This is a genomic window from Neorhizobium descurainiae, assembly GCF_051400715.1.
Taxonomy (GTDB): Bacteria; Pseudomonadota; Alphaproteobacteria; order Rhizobiales; family Rhizobiaceae; genus Neorhizobium.
The window spans coordinates 153,190-174,527 of sequence record NZ_JBLFFK010000012.1 but is presented as its reverse complement, the minus strand read 5'-3'; the positions used below and the strand labels follow the sequence as shown (position 1 = coordinate 174,527).

The window sequence follows — 21,338 nt, the reverse complement described above, 5'->3', positions numbered from 1 at the left end:
TCCTCTCAGCCTGCATCTTGAATCACATTCGACATCAAAAGGGAATCCGCGATTCAAACAAAATCATAAACGCTCTAGCCGCTCACGCGCTTTCGGCGAATATCCTCGCCAGCCAGTCGATGAAGACGCGCACGCGCGGCGAGAGCTGCCGGTTGCGCGGATAGAGCAGCGAGACCGGCGTTTTGGTTGGAGGGAAGGCGGAAAGCACCTCGATCAGAGTACCGGCCGAGAGATCGTGCGTTGCGTGATAGCGGGGGATCTGGATCAGGCCGAGCCCCAGCCGCGCGGTGGAGATGTAGCTTTCCGCCGCGTTGACGGTCACGGTTGCGGGTATAGTGATGTTGCGCACCGTCCCGTCCACCGTGAATTCCAGCGGAAGGGCGGCGATGCTGCCGGTGGCGCGGAAGCCGACCATCCGGTGGCCGTCGAGTTTCTCCGGATGCTCGGGCAGGCCGAATTTTTCGATATAGGCGGGTGAAGCGAGCGTCACCTCGTCCAGCATGGCGACGCGCCGGGCGACCAGGTCGCTGTCCTGCGGCGTGCCGACCCGCAGCACGCAGTCGATGCCTTCGCGGACGAGATCGACCAGCCGGTCCCCCTCGCTCATGTAGAATTCGATCTCCGGATAGGTTTCGAGGAAGGAGGGCAGGTTCGGCAGCACGAAATGCCTGGCGAGCGTGCCGTGCACGTCCACCCGCAGCAGCCCCTTCGGCTTGACGCCGGCAAAGGCGCCCTCGGCATCTTCGATGTCGGCGAGGATCGCAAGGCACCGCTGGTAATAGGCCTCGCCATCGAGTGTCGGGCTGACATGCCGCGTGGTCCGAAGCAGCAGGCGCACACCGAGGCGGGCTTCCAGTTCCTTCACCGCATCGCTCACCGTCGAGCGTGGCAGACCCGTATCCTCGGCCGCCAGCGTAAAGCTGCGGCGCTCGACGACGCGGGTGAAGACATGCATGGCGTCAAATCGGTCCATGAGTTTTGTTCGAGATCTTCGGATAGTGATGGCGAAATATGCCTGATTATCCGCAGATCGGAAAGCGCCATCTTCTCCTCATCGAAAACGCGCTGCGGCGCGGAGAACCGAAGGAGAAGAAAATGTCTGCCAATCAGAATAAGGTCGCGATTGTGACCGGCGCTTCCCGCGGCATCGGCGCCGCGATCGCCGAGCGTCTCGGCGGGGACGGCTTCACCGTCGTCGTCAACTATGCCGGCAATGCCGCCGCGGCCGAAGAGGTCGCCCGCAAGATCGAAGGGGCGGGCGGCAAGGCCGTCATCGCTCAAGCCGACGTTGCCGATGCGGATGCCGTCCGCCGCATGTTCGACAGCGCCGAAACGGCATTCGGCGGCGTCGATGTGCTTGTCAACAATGCCGGCATCATGATGCTGTCGCCGCTTGCCAATGCCGACGACACCAATTTCGACCGCCAGGTCGCCGTCAACCTCAAGGGTACCTTCAACACGCTCCGCGAGGCTGCGAAGCGCCTGCGCAACGGCGGCCGCGTCGTCAATTTCTCGACCACCGTCGTCGGCCTGAAACTGGAAACCTACGGCGTCTATGCCGCGACCAAGGCCGCCGTCGAAACCCTGACGGCGATCATGGCCAAGGAAATGCGCGGCCGCAGCATCACGGTCAACGCGGTCGCCCCCGGGCCGACAGCCACCGACCTCTTCCTGAACGGCAAGTCGGACGAGCTGATCGAGCGCATGGCGAAGATGAACCCGCTGGAACGTCTCGGCACGCCGGAAGACATCGCCGCCGCCGTTGCCTTCCTCGCCGGCCCGGACGGCGGCTGGATCAACGGCCAGACGCTGCGCGCCAACGGCGGCGTCATCTGAACCCAGCCTGTTCGAAACAAGTTCGGCGGCGACCAAGGTCGCCGTCTCAAGGTCACTTACATCCCCCAGAACCCGTACGCAGAAGGATCACGATCATGAGCAAGCAAGTCATCGTCATCACCGGCGCATCGAGCGGCTTCGGCGCGCTCACCGCCCGCGCACTCGCCAGGGCCGGCCATACCGTCTATGCCGGCATCCGCGCCACCGAGACCCGCAACGCCAAGGCCGTCGCCGATGCCGCCGCCTTTGCCAAGGAAAACGGCGCCGATCTGCGCACCGTCGAACTGGATGTCGCGAACGACGCCTCCGTCGAAGCCGGCATCGCCAAGGTCATCGCCGAGGAAGGCCGCATCGACGTCATCGTCCACAATGCCGGCCATATGTCCTTCGGCCCGGCCGAAGCATTCACGCCGGAACAGTTCGCCGAACTCTACGATATCAACGTGCTCTCCACCCAGCGCGTCAACCGTGCGGTCCTGCCGCACATGCGCAAGGCGGGGAGAGGCCTCGTGGTGTGGGTTTCCTCCTCCAGCACCCGCGGCGGCACGCCGCCCTATCTCTCGCCCTATTTCGCCGCCAAGGCCGCGATGGATTCGCTCGCCGTCTCCTATGCCAGCGAGCTGACGCGCTGGGGCATCGAGACGTCGATCATTGTTCCCGGCGCCTTCACCAAGGGCACCAACCACTTCGCCCATTCCGGCTCGCCGGCCGATACCCTGCGCGCCGCCGAATACAATGACGGTCCGTACAAGGGCGTGCCGGAACAGGCGCTGCAGGGGCTTGCTTCGCTGGAACCGGCCGATGCGGATGCCGCCGAAGTCGCCGTCGCCATCGTCGATGTCGTCGGCAAGCCGTTCGGCAGGCGGCCCTTCCGGATCCATATCGATCCGTCGGAGGACGGCGCGGAAATCGTCAACGGCGTCGCCGACCGAGTCCGGGCCGAACTGTTCCGCCGCATCGGCCTCGAAGACCTGTTGAAGCCGACGGTCATCGGCTGATCATTTTCATGGCGCGGCTCGGATCGACCGGCCTCGTTCAGTGCAGGCCGCCTGGAAGTCCGATCGGAGCCGATCGGGCGGCCTATTTGTCTTTGGCCGCCTCCGCCGGAGCCTCCCGCAGCGGCGCCCGGCTGAGTTCGTTGCCGGCGGCGATCGCCTTGCGCAGGAGCCGCATCAGTTCCTCCGTCTCGTCTGCCGTCAGGCCCCGCACCATGCTTTTCTGCGCCGCCTCCACCGCCGGCGTGATGCCGGCAAGGGTCTGCCGTCCCGCATCGGTGATCTGCAGCTCGCGGGCGCGCCTGTCCCTGCTGCTCGGATTGCGCACCAGCAATCCCTTCTGCGCCAGCCGGTCCACCACGCCGGTGATCGTCGTCCGGTCATAGGCGATCAACCCGGCAAGCGTGATCTGGTCGATCCCCGGATTGGTGCTGATCGCGGCGAGTGCGGCGTATTGGACGGGCGTCAGGTCATAGCCCGCCTCCTCGACTTCGGCATGGAAGACCGCGACGGCAATCTGCTGGAAGCGGCGGGCCAGATGCCCGGGCATGTCGTTGTTGTCCTTCACCGATCTCTCCACCGTTGAACGCGATCTTGACAGTATACTGATAATCAGTGTACTGATCAATTATTGCGGCGGCTTGTCTACAGGCATCGTCGCATCGACTTAAATCACGGGGTGGCCCGGCCGTCGATACGCCAGGCTCTGGAACCGGCGCGGTCCGGATGCCCGTTGGAGACACGCGGAGGAGGCAGTCCCATGCAATTTCATCTGAACGGGTTCCGGACGGGCGATCCGGGCGTGTCCGAGCCATCCGGGCAGGCGGCATTCCGCTCCGACTCTCTTCCCCAGGAAATCGACGTGCTGATCGTCGGCTGCGGGCCGGCCGGCCTGACGCTTGCGGCGCAGCTCTCCGCTTTTTCCGATGTCAGAACCTGCATCGTCGATCAGAAGGATGGCCCGCTGCAATTGGGACAGGCCGACGGCATTGCCTGCCGCACGCTCGAAATGTTCGAAGCCTTCGGTTTTTCCGAGCGCGTGCTGAAGGAATCCTACTGGGTCAACGAGACGTCGTTCTGGAAACCTGACGATCGCAACCGGGAAAACATCGTCCGCCACGGCCGGATACAGGATGTCGAGGACGGGCTCTCCGAAATGCCGCATGTCATCCTCAATCAGGCGCGCGTCCATGATTTCTATCTCGACGTCATGCGCCGCTCGCCGAACCGGCTGGAACCCCACTATGCCCGGCGCCTGATCGACCTCGAGATCGACCCAGGCGTTTCCGGCGGCACGGCCCCCGCCTATCCGGTCACCGTCCGGTTCGAACGGCTCGATCCTTCGCACGAAGGGCAGGTGGAGACGGTGAAAGCCCGCTACGTCGTCGGTTGCGACGGCGCCCGCAGCGTGGTGCGCAAGTCTCTGGGCCGGGAACTCAAGGGAGATTCCGCCAACCAGGCCTGGGGCGTCATGGATGTGCTCGCCGTCACCGATTTCCCCGATATCCGCCTCAAGGCGCTGATCCAATCCGCCGGAGAAGGCAGCATCGTCCTCATCCCGCGCGAAGGCGGCTATCTCGTCCGCATCTATGTCGAGCTCGACAAGCTTGCCGCAAACGAGCGCGTGGCGAGCAGGAACATCACCGTCGACCACCTGATCGCCGCGGCGCAGCGGATCCTCAAACCCTATACGCTGGACGTGAAGGAGGTCGCCTGGTGGTCGGTCTACGAGATCGGGCAGCGGCTTTGCGACAAGTTCGACGACGTGCCGGAGGACGAGGTCCGGACGCGCCTGCCGCATGTCTTCATCGCCGGCGATGCCTGCCATACGCACAGCCCCAAGGCCGGGCAGGGCATGAACGTTTCGATGCAGGATAGTTTCAACCTTGGGTGGAAGATGGCTGCTGTTCTCCAGGGGCGGTGCCCGCCGGAGCTCCTGCACAGCTACTCGGCGGAGCGCCAGGCGATTGCCAGGGAGTTGATCGATTTCGACCGCGAATGGGCAAAGATGCTGAGCGCGCCGCTGAAATCCGCCACCAATGCGGAAGGCGTCGATCCAGCGGAGGTCCAGGACTATTTCGTCAGGTCCGGGCGTTACACCGCAGGAACGGCGACCCGCTACCGTCCGTCGGTTCTCACCGGCGAGGCGACCCATCAGCATCTGGCGAAGGGGCTGATGATCGGCATGCGCTTCCACTCCGCCCCGGTCATCCGCCTGGGCGATGCCAAGCCGGTCGAGCTCGGTCATGCGGCAAAGGCGGACGGCCGCTGGCGCATCTACGCCTTCGCTGGCGCTGGAGACCGTGCTGCACCATCCTCGCGCCTGCGGGCCTTGTGCGATTTTCTTGCGGATTCTCCCATGTCGCCGGTCCGCAAATACACGCCGGCAGGCGAGGATGTCGATTCTGTGATCGATCTCCGGGCGATCTTCCAGCAGGCCCATCGCGAGCTTGCCGTGGAAGCCATGCCGGCCCTGCTTCTGCCCGCGAAGGGGAGCCTGGGGCTCCGCGACTACGAAAAGATGTTCTGCCCCGACCTCAGGAGCGGCAGGGACATTTTCGACATGCGCGGCATCGACCGGGAGCGGGGCTGCATGGTCGTGGTGCGGCCGGACCAGTATGTCGCCCATATTCTCCCGCTCGATGCGCATGCGGAACTCGCGGCCTTCTTCGACGGTTTCATGCTGCCAAGGGCCTGAACGGCAAGGCGGCGGTCGCGGCATTCGATGAAGGACTCGCAAGGAAGATCGATTCTCTTGCGTTAGATCGGCCTTACTGAGCAACCCCCACACTTTTGCGGGGCCAAAATTGCACTAGGTGCGGCCGTGGCTTCCATGCATGATGGCAACCGAAACGTGTAACTTTGTTGAGACTCCCATGCTCCCGGAAGCGGCCTGCAGCGGGGCAGCCGAAGAAGGATGGCCGCAACGGGCATGCCGCATAAAAATTCCAAGTCTGAGCGGGTAACGCTGCTTGATGTCGCAAATGCGCTCGGGGTCAGTGCCATTACGGTTTCCCGCGCCCTGCGAGAGCCGGAAAAGGTCTCCGAAGCGCTTCGTGAAAAGATCCTCAATCTGGTGGAGGAGATGGGCTATATGCCCGATCTGGCGGCGCGGGCCCTGGCAAGCCGGCGGAACGGCACCATCTGCGTCCTGGTCCCGGCGCTCACCCATCAGGGCACGCTAAGCTTCGTGCGCGGCATCGAGGCCCGCACGCTGACCACGGATTTCCGCATTCAATATGCCAATTGCCGCAATGATCCCGAAGAGGAGCGGCGGATCATCAGGCTTTTCCTGTCGCAATATCCGGCCGGCATCATCTTTGCGGGCCTCGATACGCCCGAAAAAACGGCCGATCTTTTGAAGTCGGGCGCATGCCCCGTGGTGCATGTCATCGATCCCGCCCTGCGGCCGGTAGGCATGGCGGTCGGTGTCGACAATTTCGAAGCCGCCGCCGCGGCGACGCGCCATCTCCTCGCCTGCGGGTACAGGCGGATCGGTCTGCTGGGCGCCTATGCCGATATCCGGAGCCAAAGGCGACGGCAAGGTTACAGCGCGGCGATGCAGGAAGCCGGCCTCTACGACCCCGCGCTCGTGGTCTGCGACCACGCGCCGGCGAGCGTCGAGCTCGGCTGCCGGCTTCTGCGCAGGCTGGTGGACGGCGTCGCGGGGGTCGATGCGGTGTTCTGCCAGGACGACGATATCGCTCTCGGCGCCCTTTTCGAGAGCCGCAGGCTCGGACTGCGTGTGCCCGAGGATCTCGGGATCTGCGGTTACGACGACCTGCCGTATTCCGCCCATACGGAGCCGCCGCTGACGACGGTCCGGGTGCCGGCTTTCGAAATGGGTTATCAAGCTGCCGATCTGCTCGTCCGTGCGCGCGCCGGCATCGACGGAGCGGACGGCGTCGTTGACCTGCCCTTCGAGCTGATCCGGCGTGGCTCGACGAGGGCTCCCTGCACGCTTCACCGGGAGATGGCGGAAGAGACCCTGACGGCGGGGATGTGAAGCGAAAGGGGCCTTTCGGCCCCCTTTCTTCATCCTGCATGCCGAATGCTAGATGTCGCTCGCTGCGTTGGAGAATATTTCCGCGGCCTGTTTGGCGGTCATGCGGCGGATTTCCGTCTCGTCGCGGCGGCTGGCGAAGAGTTCGCTTGCCATGATCTGTTCGGCAAGATCGGCCGGCAGCGACAGGAGCACCCGTTGGCCTTCCCGATGGATGCCGCCGGTTTCGCCGCGCTTGGCGGTGATCATGCCGCCCGCCACGGTGTTCAGCGTATCGGGATCGATCAGGATGAAGGCGCCGGTCGAGCGGTTCTGCTCGTAGGCATCGAAGATCGCCGTCTCCTCGAAGGAAAGCCGCACCTTGCCGATCGCATTCATCTGCAGCGTCGAGGCGTGCGGCTGCCATGCGCCGGTGGCAAGTTCGAGCTGCCAGATCGGTTCGACGGTGACGCGCTGGCGGCGGGAGCCGCTCTTCAGCCAGTAGCGCTTGCCCGGTTCGATGCCGCCCGGCTGCAGCGAGACGAGCTGGGCGTCGAAATCAAGCCCGGTCATCGGCGGGCCGTCGATCGAGACGATCATGTCGCCGCGCGAAACGTCCACCTGCCGGTCGAGCACGAGCGTGATCGCGTCGCCCGCGACCGCGGCGTTGCGCACGAGGTCGAAGGTGACGATCTGCTTGACGTTCGCGACCGTGCCGGAAGGAAGGATCGCGACGCTGTCGCCCGGCTTGATCGATCCGCCGGAGACTGTGCCCTGGTAGCCGCGGAAGCTCTCGCCGGGGCGGGAGACGCGCTGCACCGGCAGGCGGAAGCCGCCGGCCTGGGTGGAACGCACGGTCGCAAGCTCCAGCGCATCGATCAGCGTCGGACCTTCGTACCAGGGCATTGCCCCCGAAGCCGCATAGACGACGTTCTCGCCCTTCAGCGCCGACATCGGGATCGCGGTGATCTGGCGCACGCCGAGCGACAGGGCGAATTCCCGGAAGTCATGGGAGATTTTCTCGAAGACGGCCTTGTCGTAATTGACGAGGTCGATCTTGTTGACCGCCAGCACGAACTGGCGGATGCCCATCAGCGCCGCGATCGTCGCGTGCCGGCGGGTCTGTTCCAGCAGCCCGGCGCGGGCATCGGCCAGAAGCACGGCGAGGTCGGCCGTCGAGGCGCCGGTCGCCATGTTGCGGGTATATTGCTCGTGGCCGGGCGTGTCGGCGACGATGAAGGAGCGCCGGTCGGTCGAGAAATAGCGGTAAGCGACGTCGATCGTGATGCCCTGTTCGCGCTCGGCCTGCAGGCCGTCGAGCAGCAGGGCGAAATCCGGCAGGCCGAGATCGTTCTGCTTGCCGCTCGAATCGCGCTGCAGCGTCGCGGCCTGGTCTTCCTTCACCGCCTTGGTGTCCCAGAGCAGGCGGCCGATCAGCGTCGATTTGCCGTCGTCGACCGAGCCGCAGGTGATGAGCCTGAGCGGCCGCGTGTCGCGATGCGCCTTGGCGGCGGATTCGGCGAAGGGCAGGATGGTCGCGCCGGGGGATGTGCCGGAAGATGTAGATGTCGGGGTTGCTGTGGCGGTCATCTCAGAAATACCCTTCGCGCTTCTTCTTTTCCATCGAGCCGGACTGGTCGCGGTCGATCGCGCGGCCCTGGCGTTCGGAGACGGTGGCGATCTCGAGTTCGGCGATTACCTCTTCCAGCGTGGTGGCGCTGGAGCGGATCGCCCCGGTCAGGGGGAAGCAGCCGAGCGTGCGGAAACGGATCATGCCGTGCTGCACCTTTTCGCCGGGAAGCAGTTCAAGGCGCGGATCCTCGGCAAGGATCATCATGCCGTCGCGCTCCACATAGGGGCGTTCGGCGGCGTAGTAGAGCGGCACGAGGGGGATGTCTTCGGCCTGAATATAGCGCCAGATGTCCACCTCCGTCCAGTTGGAGAGCGGGAAGGCGCGCACGCTTTCGCCCTTTTTGATCATGCCGTTATAGATGTTCCAGAGTTCCGGCCGCTGGTTGCGCGGGTCCCATTTGTGGTCCGGCGTACGGAAGGAATAAATGCGCTCCTTGGCCCGCGAGGCCTCCTCGTCGCGCCGTGCGCCGCCGAAGGCCGCGTCGTAGCCGCCGGCGTCGAGCGCCTGGCGCAGCGCCTCGGTCTTCATGACGTCGGTATAGAAGGCCGAGCCGTGGGTGAAGGGCGTGATGTTCTCCGCCTTGCCGCGCGCATTGGTGTGGACCACGAGGTCGAGATCGTATTTCTCTGCGATCGCGTCGCGGAACTCGATCATCTCGCGGAACTTCCAGGTCGTGTCGACATGCAGAAGCGGGAAGGGGACGCGGCCGGGATGGAAGGCCTTGCGGGCGAGATGCAGGAGGACTGAAGAGTCCTTGCCGATCGAGTAGAGCATCACCGGCTTTTCGAACTCTGCCGCCACTTCGCGAAAGATATGGATCGCTTCGTTTTCGAGGGCTTTCAGATGGGGATCGAGCGGCGGTCTGGAAACGGGCGGGTTCTTGATTTCCGTTTCCTGTACGGACAGGGGCATTTCGGTCTCCGGGTATTCGACTGTAACAAACACAAAAGGTTAGCTGGCCTGCTTAGCCGGCCGGTTTAGCTGGCTCGGGCGACGGGTTGAGCGGCGCTTTCCGGCACATGGCTGTCCGGAACGTGCAGGCCGCATTCGCGCTTCTCGTCGTTTTCCCACCACCATCGGCCGGCGCGCTCGGGCTCGCCGGGCTTGATGGCGCGCGTACAGGGCTCGCAGCCGATCGAGGGATAGCCGCGCGCATGCAGCGGGTTGACCGGGATCGCTTCCGCCGCCACGTGAGCGCGGATCGCCTCGATGTCCCAATCGGCGAGCGGGTTGATCTTGATGAGGTTGCGCTCGGCATCGTATTCGGCAAACGGCGTCGAGGCGCGGTTGCCCGATTGGCCGCGGCGAAGGCCGGTGATCCACACGTCGGCGCCGGCGAGCGCCTTGGCGAGCGGCTTCAGTTTGCGCACATGACAGCAGGCGTGACGGGCCTCGACGCTGTCGTAGAAGCCGTTGATGCCGTATTTCGCCGCATAGGCGTCCACGTCGTCCTGTTCCGGTACGAAGCGGCGTATGGCGATGTCGTAGCGCTCCTCGGTCTCGCCGATCAGGTCGACGGTTTCCTTGAACAGCCGGCCGGTATCGAGCGTCGAGACTTCCACCGGCAGGCGGTGGGTGCCGATCGCGGCGGTGATCACCTGGTCCTCGATGCCGAGCGAGGTGGTGAACACGGCATGGCCGAGCTCGGCGGCCAGCGCCAGACGGCCTGCAAGATCGAGGCTTTCGAGCTTTGCATCGAGAGTTTCGGCCAGTACCGAACGGTCCTGGCCGGCGTCGTCATGAAGGGTCATCATGTCTTCTTTCGTGAGCGATTGCTGGATTATCCCGGTTTCGCGCCCGCAAGGACAGAAAAACCCGTTTCTTCCCATGGAGATGAAGAGCAAATATCTCTCCAAAGCCGGCCTCACACAAAAAACCTGCCGCCTTAACCAAAAGTGACCGGTTTTATCTCCGGAAACACCCGCATTGGTTTGTAATTTCTCATGATTTGAGCTAATCGGGATATATGCCCGCAAGGCAGGGTTTCCGATTGCGGACATGCACCCCTTGAGCGCCTTTGCGGCGAACCCGTGGATGCCCCGAACGAAGCTGAATGAGCGGCGCCGTGAGGACCGGTCGGTCTTGCGGCGGCGCTGTTGTCGATGGTTGCGTGATGATATCCCAGAAAGCGAAATATGCGCTGAGAGCGCTCGCCGCGCTCGCGCAGGCCGATCCCGCCGAACCGATGCTGATCTCCGAGATCGCCGTCCAGCAGAGCATTCCGAAAAAGTTCCTGGAGCAGATCCTGCTCGACCTGAAGCGCTCCGGCATCGTCGTCAGCCGCCGAGGCAAGCAGGGCGGATATCTTCTCCTGAAGCCGGCCGATGCCATCACCTTCGGCGAAGTGCTGCGTCTCGTCGACGGGCCGATCGCGCCGCTCCCCTGCCTTTCCCAGACCGCCTATCGCAGATGCGAGGATTGCGACGGCGAGCATCTCTGCGAGATCCGCCACGTCTTCGCCCGCGTCGCCGACGCCACCCGCAACGTTCTGTTCAACACGACGATCGCCGATGCGATCGAAGGCGCCGGAGAGCCCAAGGCGGCCCCGGTCAGGGAACTGCTGACGGCGTAAGGCGCCAATCCTTCGTCTTGGCGATGTACCAAATTTTGGTATAGTCGCGGGACAGGAGGCTGCTATGGCGCGCAACACATCCATTTCGCTCGGCGATCATTTCGCCGATTTCATCGATCGCCAGGTCGAAAGCGGCCGTTACGGCTCGGCAAGCGACGTCGTTCGGGCAGGTTTGCGCCTGCTCGAGGAGCATGAGGCACGGGTGAAGGCCCTGCAGGATGCCTTGGTGGCGGGAGAGGAATCCGGTCCTCCGCAGCCCTTCGATAACGAGGCTTTCCTCCAGCGTATGCGAGAGCGGCATGGCCGGTAAGGCTCGCGGATATAGACTTTCTCCGCTTGCGGAGGCCGACCTCGAAGAAATCTGGTCCTACACCGTCGAAATCTGGTCCTGGGAACAGGCTGAGCGCTATCATAGCGAAATAATCGCGACCCTTGAAAACCTGGCTTCCCGGGAAAGGACTGGGCGCCGTGTTGATATCCGCGAAGGATATCTGAAATATTCGATCGGTTCGCATTTCGTTTTTTATCGGCTCGCCGAAAATGGGATCGATGTAATCCGCATCCTTCACCAGCGTATGGATGTTAGCCGCTATCTCTAGGATACGGCCCGCTTTGTCGGAATTCCGTATGTGCCGCGATACTTCGCAGGGCTTCTACGAAATCGCGATGACCTCGAGCTCCTGATCGCCGACGTTCACGACATCGCCCATGGCCTTGCCCAACAGGGCTTTGGCTACCGGTGATACGTAGGATATCGATCCGGCTTTGGGGTCGGCTTCGTCCTCTCCCACGATGCGATACTTCTGCACCCGCCCGTCCTCTCTGGCGAAGGTGACGGTGCTTCCGAAGGCGACCGCGTCGGTGGAAGTCGGGTCGGGCACGACCTGAGCGGTGCGAAGTCTTTCCGCAAGATAGCGCAGGTCGCGTAACGGGCTTGCCGCCTGCCGCCGCCGCTCGTTCACATCCTCGATCGTGCCTGTTGCGTCATAGGCTTGGCGCGCCTGGGCCAGTTGCAATTCCAGCGCCCGCAGTCCGGCCTCAGTAACGAGATTCGGGTGGGGAGAAATCGGACGGTCGGGGAGCAGGGTTTCCGAGGCCGTTTCGGCACTCTCTTCCTTGGTGAAGGCAACGCTCAATCTCGAACTCCGTTCAGGCGAGGCATGGACTTGGATGGGCGACGGCGGCACCCCGCAGTCGTTGAAACACTATATAGGTGCAATCGGCCGATGCAGAATACGCGGAAAATCTTTCTCCGAATGCCCCGAAATCCGGATTGTGGCCGGATTGTGATTTTGCCGATCGGCGTTTTCCCGATGCGCGCGTTCTGCCGTCATGTGCAAGGCCGACGCGTTCTTTGCTGACGGCACCCCGTGCGGGGAAACAGTTTTGCCTTCTTTTGTCCTTCGATTGACTAACACGACCTAGCCGATAGAGTTTCGGGCGAAACAACAGGAGGGAACCTCATGTTCAATTTTGCCCAGGGACTCGGCCGGGGATTTGGTAAACGATTGGGGGCCGTCGCCCTCGGCCTGTCCCTGACCGTCGGGATGTCCGCAGGGGCGGTTGCTCCGGCTTTCGCCGAGACGCAGCTCCTCAACGTCTCCTACGACCCGACCCGCGAACTCTACAAGGATTTCAACGCCGCCTTCGCCAAATACTGGAAGGCCCAGACGGGCGAGGACGTCACGATCCGCCAGTCGCATGGCGGTTCCGGAGCGCAGGCCCGTTCGGTCATCGACGGTCTGGAAGCGGATGTCGTCACGCTGGCGCTCGAAAGCGACATCAACGCGATCGAAAAGAGCGGCAAGATCAAGGCCGACTGGCGTGCGCGCCTGCCGAACAATTCCTCGCCCTATACGTCGACGATCGTCTTCCTGGTGCGCAAGGGCAATCCGAAGGGCATCCATAACTGGGGTGATCTGGTGAAGGAAGGCGTGCAGGTCATCACGCCCAACCCGAAGACGTCGGGCGGCGCGCGCTGGAACTATCTCGCCGCCTGGGCCTGGGCGAACGAGGAATACAAGGGCGACCAGGAGAAGATCAGGGCCTATGTCGCCGATCTTTACCGGCATGCGCCCGTGCTCGATACCGGCGCCCGCGGCTCGACGGTCACCTTCGCCCAGAGGCAGATCGGCGACGTGCTGCTCGCCTGGGAAAACGAGGCCTATCTCGCCGGCGAGGAATTCGGCAAGGACGCCTTCGAGATCGTCGTTCCGCCGATTTCCATCCTCGCCGAACCGCCGGTCGCAGTCGTCGACGCAACGGTCGATGCCAGAGGCACCCGCAAGGTCTCCGAAGCCTATCTGCAGTATCTCTATTCCGACGAAGGCCAGAACATTGCCGCGAAGCACTTCTATCGTCCTTCGAAACGCGATGTGGTACAGCCTGATCTTCTGAAGGCCCTGCCGGACATCAAGCTCGTCACCCTCGACGATCCGATCTTCGGCGGCTGGAGGAAGGCGCAGCCGGAGCACTTCGGTGACGGCGGCATCTTCGATCAGATCTACAAGCCTGGTAAATAAGTCGGGATATCGAATGACGAACATAGCCGCCGCAGCTCCGGCGCGGTGGCGATTGAAACAGCCGAGCATCATCCCGGGTTTCGGGCTGACGCTCGGTTTTTCGCTCGCCTACCTGTCGCTGATCATTCTCATCCCCGTCGCCGGGCTGTTCTGGCGCAGCGCCGAGCTGGGATGGACCGGCTTCTTTGCGATCCTCGGTGACGAGCGGACCCTCAGGGCCCTCTACGTTTCGTTTGGGACCGCGGTGGCGGCGGCGCTTGTCAACGTCGTGTTCGGCACGCTCGTCGCATGGGTGCTGAGCCGCTACAGCTTTCCCGGCCGCAAGCTCATCGATGCGATGGTCGATCTGCCTTTCGCCTTGCCGACGGCGGTTGCCGGCATCGCGTTGACCACGCTCTACGCGCCGCAGGGCTGGATCGGCTCGCTCTTCATGCCCTTCCGCATCGCATTCACGCCGCTCGGCATCGTCATAGCGCTGATCTTCATCGGCCTGCCCTTCGTGGTGCGCACGGTGCAGCCGGTGATGGAAGAGATCGACCGGGAGATAGAGGAGGCGGCGGCGACGCTCGGCGCGAACCGCTTTCAGACGATCGGCCGCGTTCTTCTGCCGGGATTGATGCCGGCGATCCTCACGGGTTTCGCGCTTGCGTTCGCCCGCGGGGTCGGGGAATACGGTTCGGTCATCTTCATCGCCGGCAACATTCCTTACGTTTCGGAGATCGCGCCGCTCCTGATCGTCATCCGCCTGGAGGAGTTCAACTATGCCGGGGCGACCGCGATCGCCACCATCATGCTGATCATCTCCTTCGTGATGCTTCTCGTCATCAATCTCATCCAGGCCTGGAGCCGCAGGAAATATGGCAATGCCTGATCAGCTCCGCTCCGCCTCCGCAACATCGCCGGCCTTTCGCGATCCCGCCAGCGAAGGCTTGGTCGCCAAGGTTCTTTTGATCCTTCTGGCGCTCGCTTTCCTCGGCTTTTTCCTCGTCCTGCCGCTGGTCTCGGTTTTCGTCGAAGCCTTCCGCAACGGCTTCGGGGAATATTACGAAGCGCTGATCGAGCCGGATGCGGCCGCTGCCATTCGCCTGACGCTTCTCGTCGCCGCGATCGCCGTGCCGCTCAACCTGCTCTTCGGGCTCGCCGCCTCCTGGGCGATCGCCAAGTTCGAGTTCAAGGGCAAGTCGTTCCTCATCACCCTGATCGACCTGCCGTTCTCCATCTCACCGGTCATCTCCGGCCTGGTCTATGTGCTTCTGTTCGGCGCCAACAGCATGCTCGGGCCGTTCCTTAAGAGCTACGGCATCGAAATCCTCTTCGCCGTGCCGGGCATCGTGCTCGCCACCGTCTTCGTCACCTTTCCCTTCGTGGCGCGCGAACTGATCCCGCTGATGCAGGACCAGGGCACCGGCGACGAGGAGGCGGCGCTGTCGCTCGGCGCCTCCGGCTGGCAGACCTTCCGGTACGTGACGCTGCCGAACATCAAATGGGGCCTGCTCTACGGCGTGCTCCTCTGCAACGCCCGCGCGATGGGCGAATTCGGGGCCGTTTCCGTCGTCTCCGGCCGCATCCGCGGACTCACGAACACCATGCCGCTGCATGTCGAGATACTTTATAATGAGTATAACATGGTCGCGGCCTTCGCGGTGGCTTCGCTGCTCGCGTTCCTGGCGCTCGTCACGCTCGCGCTCAAAACATTTCTCGAACTTCGGTTCGGTGCCGGTGCCACCGGCGGCAGGCATTAAGAGGTCCTATGGAAGTCACCATCAGCAATATCCGCAAGGAGTTCGAACGCTTCCCGGCGTTGAACGACGTGTCGCTCAAGATCGCCTCCGGCGAGCTGATCGCGCTGCTCGGCCCCTCCGGCTCCGGCAAGACGACGCTTCTGCGGCTGATCGCCGGGCTCGATTTTCCGACCGGCGGCAAGATATTCTTCGGCGAGGAGGATGCGTCGCACCGCTCGGTGCAGGAGCGCAATGTCGGCTTCGTCTTCCAGCACTATGCGCTTTTCCGCCATATGACCGTCGCGGAGAATGTCAGTTTCGGCCTGAAGGTGCGCCCTTCCTCGAACCGTCCGCCGAAGGGAGAGATCCGCCGCCGCGTTCTGGAGCTCTTGGACATGGTCCAGCTCGGCGGGCTTGAAAAGCGCTACCCGCACCAGCTTTCCGGCGGCCAGCGCCAGCGCGTGGCGCTCGCCCGCGCCATGGCGATCGAGCCGCATATCCTGCTTCTCGACGAGCCTTTCGGCGCTCTCGATGCGAAGGTGCGCAAGGAGCTGCGCCGCTGGCTGCGTGAGTTCCACGACCGCACCGGCCACACGACGGTCTTCGTCACCCACGACCAGGAAGAGGCCCTGGAGCTCGCCGACCGCGTCGTCGTCATGAGCCAGGGCAGGATCGAGCAGGTCGGTTCGGCGGACGACGTCTACGATCGCCCCGGCTCGCCCTTCGTCTTCTCCTTCATCGGAGAGTCCTCGCAGCTGCCGATCGAGGTCAGGGGCGGCACGGTCCTCTTCCAGGGACAGCCGATCGGCATCTCCGATGCGGCCGGCGGAGAGGGGGAGCTGTTCTTCCGCCCCGAGGACGTGGTGCTCGTCGATGCGCCAGACGCGCTGTTCGGCAAGGTGACCGCCTGCCGCCGCCTTGCCGGCACCCGCATTGCCGAGATCGACATCGCCAATGACGGTCATGCGCCCTATCACGTCGAGGTGGAGGTGCCGCTGCATGCGCCGGTCGAACTGCGCAGCGAATTGCGCTTCCGCCCGACCCGCTGGAAGATTTTCCGCAAATAGCCGTGTTCAGGCCCGCCAGGCTCCTGTGCGCGGGCGGGCCCGCAGACGATGAACTGACATTCAATAAGGTGTGAAACCTCTGGTCATCGGTGGCGGCTTCCACATCTTCCGGGATATGATCGCCGCAAAAGGAGAGCCGTCATGCCCAGCCCTTCGATCACCCGCATTCTTGCCGGAGTTGCCATGGCCGCGGCCGTTGCCGGCTCTGCCGCCGCCCATCATGGCTGGTCCTGGGCCGAGGCCGACCAGATGGAGCTCAGGGGCACCATCCATTCCATCTCGTTCGCGCCGCCGCATCCGACGCTGGAGGTCCGCGCCGAAGACGGCGTCTGGCGCGTCGAGCTCGGCAATCCGAACCAGACGCAGCGGGCGGGTTTCGTCGAGGGCCAGGCCAAGGTGGGCGACGAGATCGTCGCCACCGGCAACCGCTCCGAAGACCGCGACGAAAAGCGCATGAAGGCGGTGCGGATCGTCGTCGCCGGCAAGACCTTCGACATCTATCCGGAACGTATCCGGACGAACTGAGCCAGGAACAGTATCCTATATGGAGTTTCTCGCCCCGCTTGCCGAGACGCCGCTCGCGCGGGCGCTGATCTCGTCCTCGACGATATATCTTCTGGTCAACGCAGCGCACATTCTCGGAATCGGCATGCTGTTCGGCGCGATCCTGGCGTTGGATCTCAGGCTCCTGGGGCTTGCGCAGGCCGTGCCGCTGCCGGCCGTCGCCCTTTATCTGTCGCGCATGGCCGGCGCCGGCGTCGTGCTGGCGATCGTCACCGGGCTCTGTCTCTTCACCGTCAAGCCGGTGGAATATGTCCGCAACCCCGCCTTCCTCTTCAAATTGGGGCTTGTTGGGCTAGGCCTCGTCAACGTGATGATCGTCCATTTTGGCGCCGGCTGGAAAGCGATGCTTGCGGGAGAAAAGCCGAGCGCCATCCTTCGTCTATCAGCTGCGTTTTCCACGCTGATCTGGATCGCCGCAGTGATCGCGGGGCGGTGGATCGGGTTTCTGTAGTCGGACTTGATAACAACATGCATCACATGCATATTGCATCGCAATTGCGATGCATGGAGCAATGTCATGAAAACTGCGACGATCCCCTCTCTGCGCGTCGATCCGGAACTGCGTGCCGCTGCCGAAAGCGTGCTCAAGGAAGGGGAGACCTTGTCCGCTTTCGTCGAAGAGTCCTTAAGGCGACAGATCGACTATCGAAAGACTCAGACGGAATTTATCGCTCGAGGGCTAAAGGCTCGTGAGGAAGCCAAGCGTACAGGAATATATTACAGCTCAGAGGATGTGCTGAACATGATGCGTGAGAAATTGGAAAAGGCAAAGGCGCGCCGAGCTCAATGAGTCGTCGCCTTCGATACACGCCCGAGTTTTATGAGGACTTCGAGAGGTATTATGGCCATCTCGCTGAAATCGACATTCAGCTCGCTGAGCGGGCCTTCGATGCCATGCAGAAGGCTATGAGGGTGCTGGAGGACTTCCCTTTCGTAGGGCGTAGGGCTTTAACCGATAGTATTTTTGCGCGGGAGTTGATCGTTCCTTTCGGCTCTAGCGGATACATTCTGCTCTATGAAGTGGAGGATGAAGAAACCGTCACAATCCTCGCCGTTCGTCATCAGCGCGAAGAAGACTATCACTGATCACCGGTCGCTCACCGCCGCGCGCGGATTGACCCAGGGCTGCTGGTTGCTGCGCGGCAGGGGCTGCTTGCCGAGGATGTGGTCGGACGCCTTCTCGCCGGTCATGATCGAGGGGCCGTTCAGGTTGCCGTAGGTCACGTGCGGGAAGATCGAGCTGTCCGCCACCCGCAACCCGTCCACGCCGATCACCCGGCATTCGGGATCGACCACGGCGAGAGGATCGTCCGCCCGGCCCATGCGGCAGGTGCCGCAAGGATGATAGGCGCTTTCCAGGTGCTCGCGCAGGAAAGCATCGATCTCCTCGTCGGTTTGCACCTTCTCGCCCGGTTGGATTTCCGGGCCGCGATATTGGTCGAAGGCCTTCTGGCCGAAAATCTCGCGCGTCAGCCTCACGCAGTGACGGAATTTCTCCCAGTCCTCCGGATGGCTCATATAGTTGAAGCGCAGCACCGGATCGGCCTTCGGATCGGGTGAGCGAAGCGTCACGCTGCCGCGGGATTTCGATAGATTATATCCCACATGCACCTGGAATCCGTGGGTATTGGCCGCGGCACGCCCGTCGTAGGAAATCGCCACGGGCAGGAAATGGTACTGGATGTCCGGCTGTTTCAGCCCGGCTTGGGAGCGCAGGAAGGCGCAGGCCTCGAACTGATTGGAGGCGCCGAGCCCGCTTTTCGACAGCAGCCATTGCGCGCCGGCCACGCCCTGCCAGAACCACGGCAGCCAGGAATAAAGCGACACCGGCTTCAACGAGATCTGCTGGAAATAGAATTCCATATGGTCCTGCAGATTGGCACCGACGCCGGGCCGATCGGCCTTCACCTCGATGCCCCTCTCCTTCAGATGTTCGGCCGGGCCGATGCCGGAGAGCATCAGGAGCTTCGGCGAGTTGAAGGCGGAGGCGGAGACGACGACCTCGCGGTTCGCGCGAATGATTTCCTTCACGCCCCGCCGCTCGATCTCGACGCCCACCGCGCGGCCGTTCTCGATCACGATCCTGTTCGCGAACCCATGGACCAGCTCGACATTCGGCCGTTTCAGCGCCGGCTTCAGATAGGCATTGGCCGCGGACCAGCGGCGGCCCCGATGGATGGTCTGCTCCATCAGCCCGAAGCCTTCCTGCTTCGAGCCGTTGTAGTCGTCGGTCAGTTCGAAGCCGGCTTGGCTGCCAGCCTGGATGAAGGCGTGGAAGAGCGGGTTCTTCACCGGCCCGCGCTTGACATGCAGCGGCCCGTCGGTGCCGCGCCAGCCTTCCTCGCCGCCCTCGGAATTCTCCATCCGCTTGAAATAGGGAAGTACGTCGGCATAGGCCCAGCCGGTCGCGCCGAGCTCCTCCCAGCGGTTGAAATCCTCCGCGTGGCCGCGGACATAAACAAGTCCGTTGATGGAGGAAGATCCACCGATCACCCTGCCGCGCGGCGCGGTGATGCGGCGGTTGTTGAGATTGGGTTCGGGTTCGGAAAGATAACCCCAATTGTAGCGCTTCATGCTCATCGGCCAGGCGAGCGCGCCGGGCATCTGGATGAACGGCCCGACATCCGATCCGCCCGCTTCGATGACGATCACCGAATGCCTGCCGTCCTCCGACAGGCGGTAGGTCATGGCGGAGCCCGCCGAGCCCGAACCGATGATGACGAAATCTGCCTGAAGCATGTCAGTTCTCTCCAGACCGTCTCTCTATGTCGTGCCGTGTCAGCCCCCCTCTGGCCTGCCGGCCATCTCCCCCACAGGTGGGGAGATCACAGGCCGCTTGGCCTTCCCGCCACGTGAACGGTGCGCTCGCTGCCGCGGCTTTTTGTTTGGGGAAGCCGGTGCGCCCATCCAATCTCCCCACCTGTGGGGGAGATGGCCGGCAGGCCAGAGGGGGGCGATCTTGCGCGACGGCCATAGTGAACATCAATACGGCGCCTCGACTGGCCCCATGCCCACATAGACCGTCTTCAATTCCGAATAATGCTCCAGCGCGGCGAGCGAGTTCTCCCGCCCGAAGCCGGATTGTTTTGAACCGCCGAAGGGGATTTCCACCGGGCAGAGATTGTAGCTGTTGATCCACAACGTACCGGCCTGAAGTTGGTCCACCACCCGGTGCCCGCGCGAAAGATCGGCGGTGAAGACGCCTGCCGAAAGGCCGAATTCGGTGGCATTGGCCCGCGCGATCACCTCGTCTTCGTCGTCGAAATCGAGCACGCACATGACCGGCCCGAAGATTTCCTCCCGCGCGATGGTCATCCCATCCGTCACATCGGCAAATACGGTCGGCTGCACGTAATAGCCTTCGCCGGTCACGTGGTTCGGAATGCCGCCGCCGGTGACGAGCGTCGCGCCCTCGGCCTTGCCCTTGTCGATATAGGAAAGCACCTTCTGGCGCTGGTCGAAGGAGACCATCGGCCCGAGCTGCGTCGCCTCGTCCATCGGGTCGCCGATGACGATCCTCTCGGTCCGCTCCTTCAGGCGCGACAGGAACTTCTCCTTCACACCGCGTGCCACGAAGACCCGCGTGCCGTTCGAGCAGACCTGGCCGGTCGAGTAGAAATTGCCGAGCATGGCGCCGCCGATGGCGCTGTCGAGGTCCGCATCCTCGAAGACGATCAGCGGCGACTTGCCGCCGAGCTCCATCGTCACATGCTTGAGGCTGCCGGCGGCGGCGGCGGCCACCTTGCGCCCGGTCGGCACGGAACCGGTGAGCGACACCTTGGCAACATCCGGATGGTTGACGAGCAGCGGTCCGGTATTCCGGTCGCCCTGGATGACGTTATAGAGCCCCTTGGGAAGGCCGGCTTCCACCAGGATTTCGGCGATCTTCAGCGCCCCGAGCGGCGTATTTTCCGATGGTTTGAAGACCATCGCATTGCCGGCCGCCAGCGCCGGCGCGCCCTTCCAGCAGGCGATCTGCTGCGGATAGTTCCAGGCGCCGATGCCGACGCAGACGCCGAGCGGCACACGCTTGGTATAGGCGAAGTCGCGGCCGAGCGGGATATAGTCGCCGTTGAGGCCCGCCGCGATCACGCCGCCGAAGAATTCGAAACTGTCCGCTCCCGAGGTCGGGTCGGCGACGATCGTCTCCTGGATCGGTTTGCCCGTATCGAGCGTCTCCAGTTCCGAAAGTTCGCGATTGCGCTTGCGCATGATCTCGGCGGCGCGTTTCAGGATGCGGCCGCGGGCCGTCGGGCTCATCGCCGCCCATTCCGGCTGGGCGCGCTTGGCCGCCGCGATCGCCTTCTCGACGATCGCAGGCGTCGCCGCATGCAGCCTTGCGATGACCTCCCCGGTCGCCGGATAGAGGCTTTCGATGACGGCGCCGGCTTCGTCCTCGACATAGTCGCCGTCGATGAAATGGCTGGCGATCGGCTGGGCTTTCAT

23 protein-coding genes are annotated in these 21,338 nt (G+C 63.4%); 15 read left to right on the top strand and 8 right to left on the bottom strand.

Annotation, left to right across the window (positions count from 1 at the left end; genetic code table 11):
* Positions 1–82: 82 nt before the first annotated feature.
* Positions 83–973 carry a LysR family transcriptional regulator gene (locus ACMGE0_RS20655; RefSeq protein WP_436817756.1) on the bottom strand — a complete coding sequence of 297 codons (891 nt, stop codon included), beginning with the start codon at positions 971–973 and terminating at the stop codon, positions 83–85.
* Between the two features lie 122 nt (positions 974–1,095).
* Here ACMGE0_RS20655 and ACMGE0_RS20650 point away from each other — a divergent pair, with 122 nt between their 5' ends.
* Together ACMGE0_RS20650 and ACMGE0_RS20645 are read left to right on the top strand one after the other, a co-directional pair.
* Positions 1,096–1,836: an SDR family oxidoreductase gene (locus ACMGE0_RS20650; protein ID WP_436817755.1), complete on the top strand. Its 741-nt coding sequence runs from the start codon at positions 1,096–1,098 to the stop codon at positions 1,834–1,836.
* Between the two features lie 95 nt (positions 1,837–1,931).
* Complete coding sequence (locus tag ACMGE0_RS20645; protein ID WP_436817754.1) at positions 1,932–2,834, top strand: SDR family oxidoreductase; 903 nt, start codon at positions 1,932–1,934, stop codon at positions 2,832–2,834.
* Positions 2,835–2,916: 82 nt separating this feature from the next.
* Here the strand turns inward: ACMGE0_RS20645 and ACMGE0_RS20640 are convergent, their stop codons facing one another.
* Positions 2,917–3,399, bottom strand: a complete 483-nt coding sequence (locus ACMGE0_RS20640) for a MarR family winged helix-turn-helix transcriptional regulator (RefSeq protein WP_436817753.1) — start codon at positions 3,397–3,399, stop codon at positions 2,917–2,919.
* 192 nt (positions 3,400–3,591) lie between these two features.
* Here ACMGE0_RS20640 and ACMGE0_RS20635 point away from each other — a divergent pair, with 192 nt between their 5' ends.
* Both ACMGE0_RS20635 and ACMGE0_RS20630 read left to right on the top strand, forming a co-directional pair.
* On the top strand, positions 3,592–5,529 hold the full coding sequence (locus ACMGE0_RS20635) for an FAD-binding monooxygenase (RefSeq protein ID WP_436817752.1): 1,938 nt from the start codon (positions 3,592–3,594) through the stop codon (positions 5,527–5,529).
* A 234-nt stretch (positions 5,530–5,763) separates the two neighbouring features.
* The gene (locus tag ACMGE0_RS20630) at positions 5,764–6,837 is read left to right on the top strand and encodes a LacI family DNA-binding transcriptional regulator (protein ID WP_436817751.1); all 1,074 of its coding nucleotides are present in this window, start codon (positions 5,764–5,766) and stop codon (positions 6,835–6,837) included.
* A gap of 48 nt (positions 6,838–6,885) precedes the next feature.
* Here the strand turns inward: ACMGE0_RS20630 and cysN are convergent, their stop codons facing one another.
* The 3 genes from cysN to ACMGE0_RS20615 all read right to left on the bottom strand — a co-directional run bounded on the left by cysN (position 6,886) and on the right by ACMGE0_RS20615 (position 10,230).
* Positions 6,886–8,403 carry a sulfate adenylyltransferase subunit CysN gene (cysN, locus tag ACMGE0_RS20625; protein WP_436817750.1) on the bottom strand — a complete coding sequence of 506 codons (1,518 nt, stop codon included), beginning with the start codon at positions 8,401–8,403 and terminating at the stop codon, positions 6,886–6,888.
* 1 nt (position 8,404) lies between these two features.
* Positions 8,405–9,358, bottom strand: a complete 954-nt coding sequence (cysD, locus tag ACMGE0_RS20620) for a sulfate adenylyltransferase subunit CysD (RefSeq protein ID WP_436817749.1) — start codon at positions 9,356–9,358, stop codon at positions 8,405–8,407.
* Positions 9,359–9,423: 65 nt separating this feature from the next.
* Positions 9,424–10,230 (bottom strand): phosphoadenylyl-sulfate reductase, encoded by an 807-nt coding sequence (locus ACMGE0_RS20615; protein ID WP_436817766.1) that lies wholly within the window; start codon positions 10,228–10,230, stop codon positions 9,424–9,426.
* Between the two features lie 329 nt (positions 10,231–10,559).
* Between ACMGE0_RS20615 and ACMGE0_RS20610 the strand changes: the two genes are divergently transcribed.
* From ACMGE0_RS20610 to ACMGE0_RS20600, 3 genes are all read left to right on the top strand, one after another.
* Positions 10,560–11,018 carry an RrF2 family transcriptional regulator gene (locus ACMGE0_RS20610; protein ID WP_436817748.1) on the top strand — a complete coding sequence of 153 codons (459 nt, stop codon included), beginning with the start codon at positions 10,560–10,562 and terminating at the stop codon, positions 11,016–11,018.
* Between the two features lie 64 nt (positions 11,019–11,082).
* Positions 11,083–11,328 carry a type II toxin-antitoxin system ParD family antitoxin gene (locus ACMGE0_RS20605; RefSeq protein ID WP_436817747.1) on the top strand — a complete coding sequence of 82 codons (246 nt, stop codon included), beginning with the start codon at positions 11,083–11,085 and terminating at the stop codon, positions 11,326–11,328.
* Positions 11,318–11,617, top strand: a complete 300-nt coding sequence (locus tag ACMGE0_RS20600; protein ID WP_436817746.1) for a type II toxin-antitoxin system RelE/ParE family toxin — start codon at positions 11,318–11,320, stop codon at positions 11,615–11,617. The genes ACMGE0_RS20605 and ACMGE0_RS20600 overlap by 11 nt, the downstream gene beginning before the upstream one ends.
* Positions 11,618–11,671: 54 nt before the next feature.
* Here ACMGE0_RS20600 and greA read toward each other — a convergent pair whose 3' ends face one another.
* Complete coding sequence (greA, locus tag ACMGE0_RS20595; protein ID WP_436817745.1) at positions 11,672–12,154, bottom strand: transcription elongation factor GreA; 483 nt, start codon at positions 12,152–12,154, stop codon at positions 11,672–11,674.
* Between the two features lie 327 nt (positions 12,155–12,481).
* Here greA and ACMGE0_RS20590 point away from each other — a divergent pair, with 327 nt between their 5' ends.
* The 8 genes from ACMGE0_RS20590 (at position 12,482) to ACMGE0_RS20555 (ending at position 17,978) form a co-directional block, all read left to right on the top strand.
* Positions 12,482–13,540 (top strand): sulfate ABC transporter substrate-binding protein, encoded by a 1,059-nt coding sequence (locus ACMGE0_RS20590; RefSeq protein ID WP_436817744.1) that lies wholly within the window; start codon positions 12,482–12,484, stop codon positions 13,538–13,540.
* A 13-nt stretch (positions 13,541–13,553) separates the two neighbouring features.
* The gene (cysT, locus tag ACMGE0_RS20585; RefSeq protein WP_436817743.1) at positions 13,554–14,411 is read left to right on the top strand and encodes a sulfate ABC transporter permease subunit CysT; all 858 of its coding nucleotides are present in this window, start codon (positions 13,554–13,556) and stop codon (positions 14,409–14,411) included.
* A complete protein-coding gene (gene cysW, locus ACMGE0_RS20580) occupies positions 14,404–15,282 on the top strand; it encodes a sulfate ABC transporter permease subunit CysW (RefSeq protein WP_436817742.1) in 879 nt (292 codons plus the stop codon). The genes cysT and cysW overlap by 8 nt, the downstream gene beginning before the upstream one ends.
* Before the next feature lie 8 nt (positions 15,283–15,290).
* Positions 15,291–16,328 carry a sulfate/molybdate ABC transporter ATP-binding protein gene (locus ACMGE0_RS20575; RefSeq protein ID WP_436817741.1) on the top strand — a complete coding sequence of 346 codons (1,038 nt, stop codon included), beginning with the start codon at positions 15,291–15,293 and terminating at the stop codon, positions 16,326–16,328.
* 141 nt (positions 16,329–16,469) lie between these two features.
* Entirely contained in the window at positions 16,470–16,853 is a 384-nt protein-coding gene (locus ACMGE0_RS20570; RefSeq protein WP_436817740.1) for a DUF6152 family protein, read from the top strand.
* A gap of 19 nt (positions 16,854–16,872) precedes the next feature.
* Positions 16,873–17,343, top strand: a complete 471-nt coding sequence (locus tag ACMGE0_RS20565) for a DUF6644 family protein (RefSeq protein ID WP_436817739.1) — start codon at positions 16,873–16,875, stop codon at positions 17,341–17,343.
* A 66-nt stretch (positions 17,344–17,409) separates the two neighbouring features.
* Complete coding sequence (locus tag ACMGE0_RS20560) at positions 17,410–17,682, top strand: YlcI/YnfO family protein (protein ID WP_436817738.1); 273 nt, start codon at positions 17,410–17,412, stop codon at positions 17,680–17,682.
* A complete protein-coding gene (locus tag ACMGE0_RS20555; protein ID WP_436817737.1) occupies positions 17,679–17,978 on the top strand; it encodes a type II toxin-antitoxin system RelE/ParE family toxin in 300 nt (99 codons plus the stop codon). The genes ACMGE0_RS20560 and ACMGE0_RS20555 overlap by 4 nt, the downstream gene beginning before the upstream one ends.
* On the opposite strand, the gene betA is transcribed toward ACMGE0_RS20555, so the two are convergent.
* Complete coding sequence (gene betA, locus ACMGE0_RS20550; protein WP_436817736.1) at positions 17,979–19,631, bottom strand: choline dehydrogenase; 1,653 nt, start codon at positions 19,629–19,631, stop codon at positions 17,979–17,981.
* A 243-nt stretch (positions 19,632–19,874) separates the two neighbouring features.
* Entirely contained in the window at positions 19,875–21,338 is a 1,464-nt protein-coding gene (gene betB, locus ACMGE0_RS20545; protein WP_436817735.1) for a betaine-aldehyde dehydrogenase, read from the bottom strand.

Coding starts and splice junctions, on each gene's coding strand:
- betA (WP_436817736.1), bottom strand. CDS start 19,631: ATGCTTCAGGCAGATTTCGTCATCATCGGTTCGGGCTCGGCGGGCTCC.
- ACMGE0_RS20600 (WP_436817746.1), top strand. CDS start 11,318: ATGGCCGGTAAGGCTCGCGGATATAGACTTTCTCCGCTTGCGGAGGCC.
- cysD (WP_436817749.1), bottom strand. CDS start 9,358: ATGCCCCTGTCCGTACAGGAAACGGAAATCAAGAACCCGCCCGTTTCC.
- ACMGE0_RS20605 (WP_436817747.1), top strand. CDS start 11,083: ATGGCGCGCAACACATCCATTTCGCTCGGCGATCATTTCGCCGATTTC.
- cysN (WP_436817750.1), bottom strand. CDS start 8,403: ATGACCGCCACAGCAACCCCGACATCTACATCTTCCGGCACATCCCCC.
- betB (WP_436817735.1), bottom strand. CDS start 21,338: ATGAAAGCCCAGCCGATCGCCAGCCATTTCATCGACGGCGACTATGTC.
- ACMGE0_RS20590 (WP_436817744.1), top strand. CDS start 12,482: ATGTTCAATTTTGCCCAGGGACTCGGCCGGGGATTTGGTAAACGATTG.
- ACMGE0_RS20650 (WP_436817755.1), top strand. CDS start 1,096: ATGTCTGCCAATCAGAATAAGGTCGCGATTGTGACCGGCGCTTCCCGC.
- ACMGE0_RS20575 (WP_436817741.1), top strand. CDS start 15,291: ATGGAAGTCACCATCAGCAATATCCGCAAGGAGTTCGAACGCTTCCCG.
- ACMGE0_RS20565 (WP_436817739.1), top strand. CDS start 16,873: ATGGAGTTTCTCGCCCCGCTTGCCGAGACGCCGCTCGCGCGGGCGCTG.
- ACMGE0_RS20610 (WP_436817748.1), top strand. CDS start 10,560: ATGATATCCCAGAAAGCGAAATATGCGCTGAGAGCGCTCGCCGCGCTC.
- ACMGE0_RS20560 (WP_436817738.1), top strand. CDS start 17,410: ATGAAAACTGCGACGATCCCCTCTCTGCGCGTCGATCCGGAACTGCGT.
- ACMGE0_RS20555 (WP_436817737.1), top strand. CDS start 17,679: ATGAGTCGTCGCCTTCGATACACGCCCGAGTTTTATGAGGACTTCGAG.
- ACMGE0_RS20570 (WP_436817740.1), top strand. CDS start 16,470: ATGCCCAGCCCTTCGATCACCCGCATTCTTGCCGGAGTTGCCATGGCC.
- ACMGE0_RS20655 (WP_436817756.1), bottom strand. CDS start 973: ATGGACCGATTTGACGCCATGCATGTCTTCACCCGCGTCGTCGAGCGC.
- cysT (WP_436817743.1), top strand. CDS start 13,554: ATGACGAACATAGCCGCCGCAGCTCCGGCGCGGTGGCGATTGAAACAG.
- cysW (WP_436817742.1), top strand. CDS start 14,404: ATGCCTGATCAGCTCCGCTCCGCCTCCGCAACATCGCCGGCCTTTCGC.
- ACMGE0_RS20630 (WP_436817751.1), top strand. CDS start 5,764: ATGCCGCATAAAAATTCCAAGTCTGAGCGGGTAACGCTGCTTGATGTC.
- ACMGE0_RS20635 (WP_436817752.1), top strand. CDS start 3,592: ATGCAATTTCATCTGAACGGGTTCCGGACGGGCGATCCGGGCGTGTCC.
- ACMGE0_RS20645 (WP_436817754.1), top strand. CDS start 1,932: ATGAGCAAGCAAGTCATCGTCATCACCGGCGCATCGAGCGGCTTCGGC.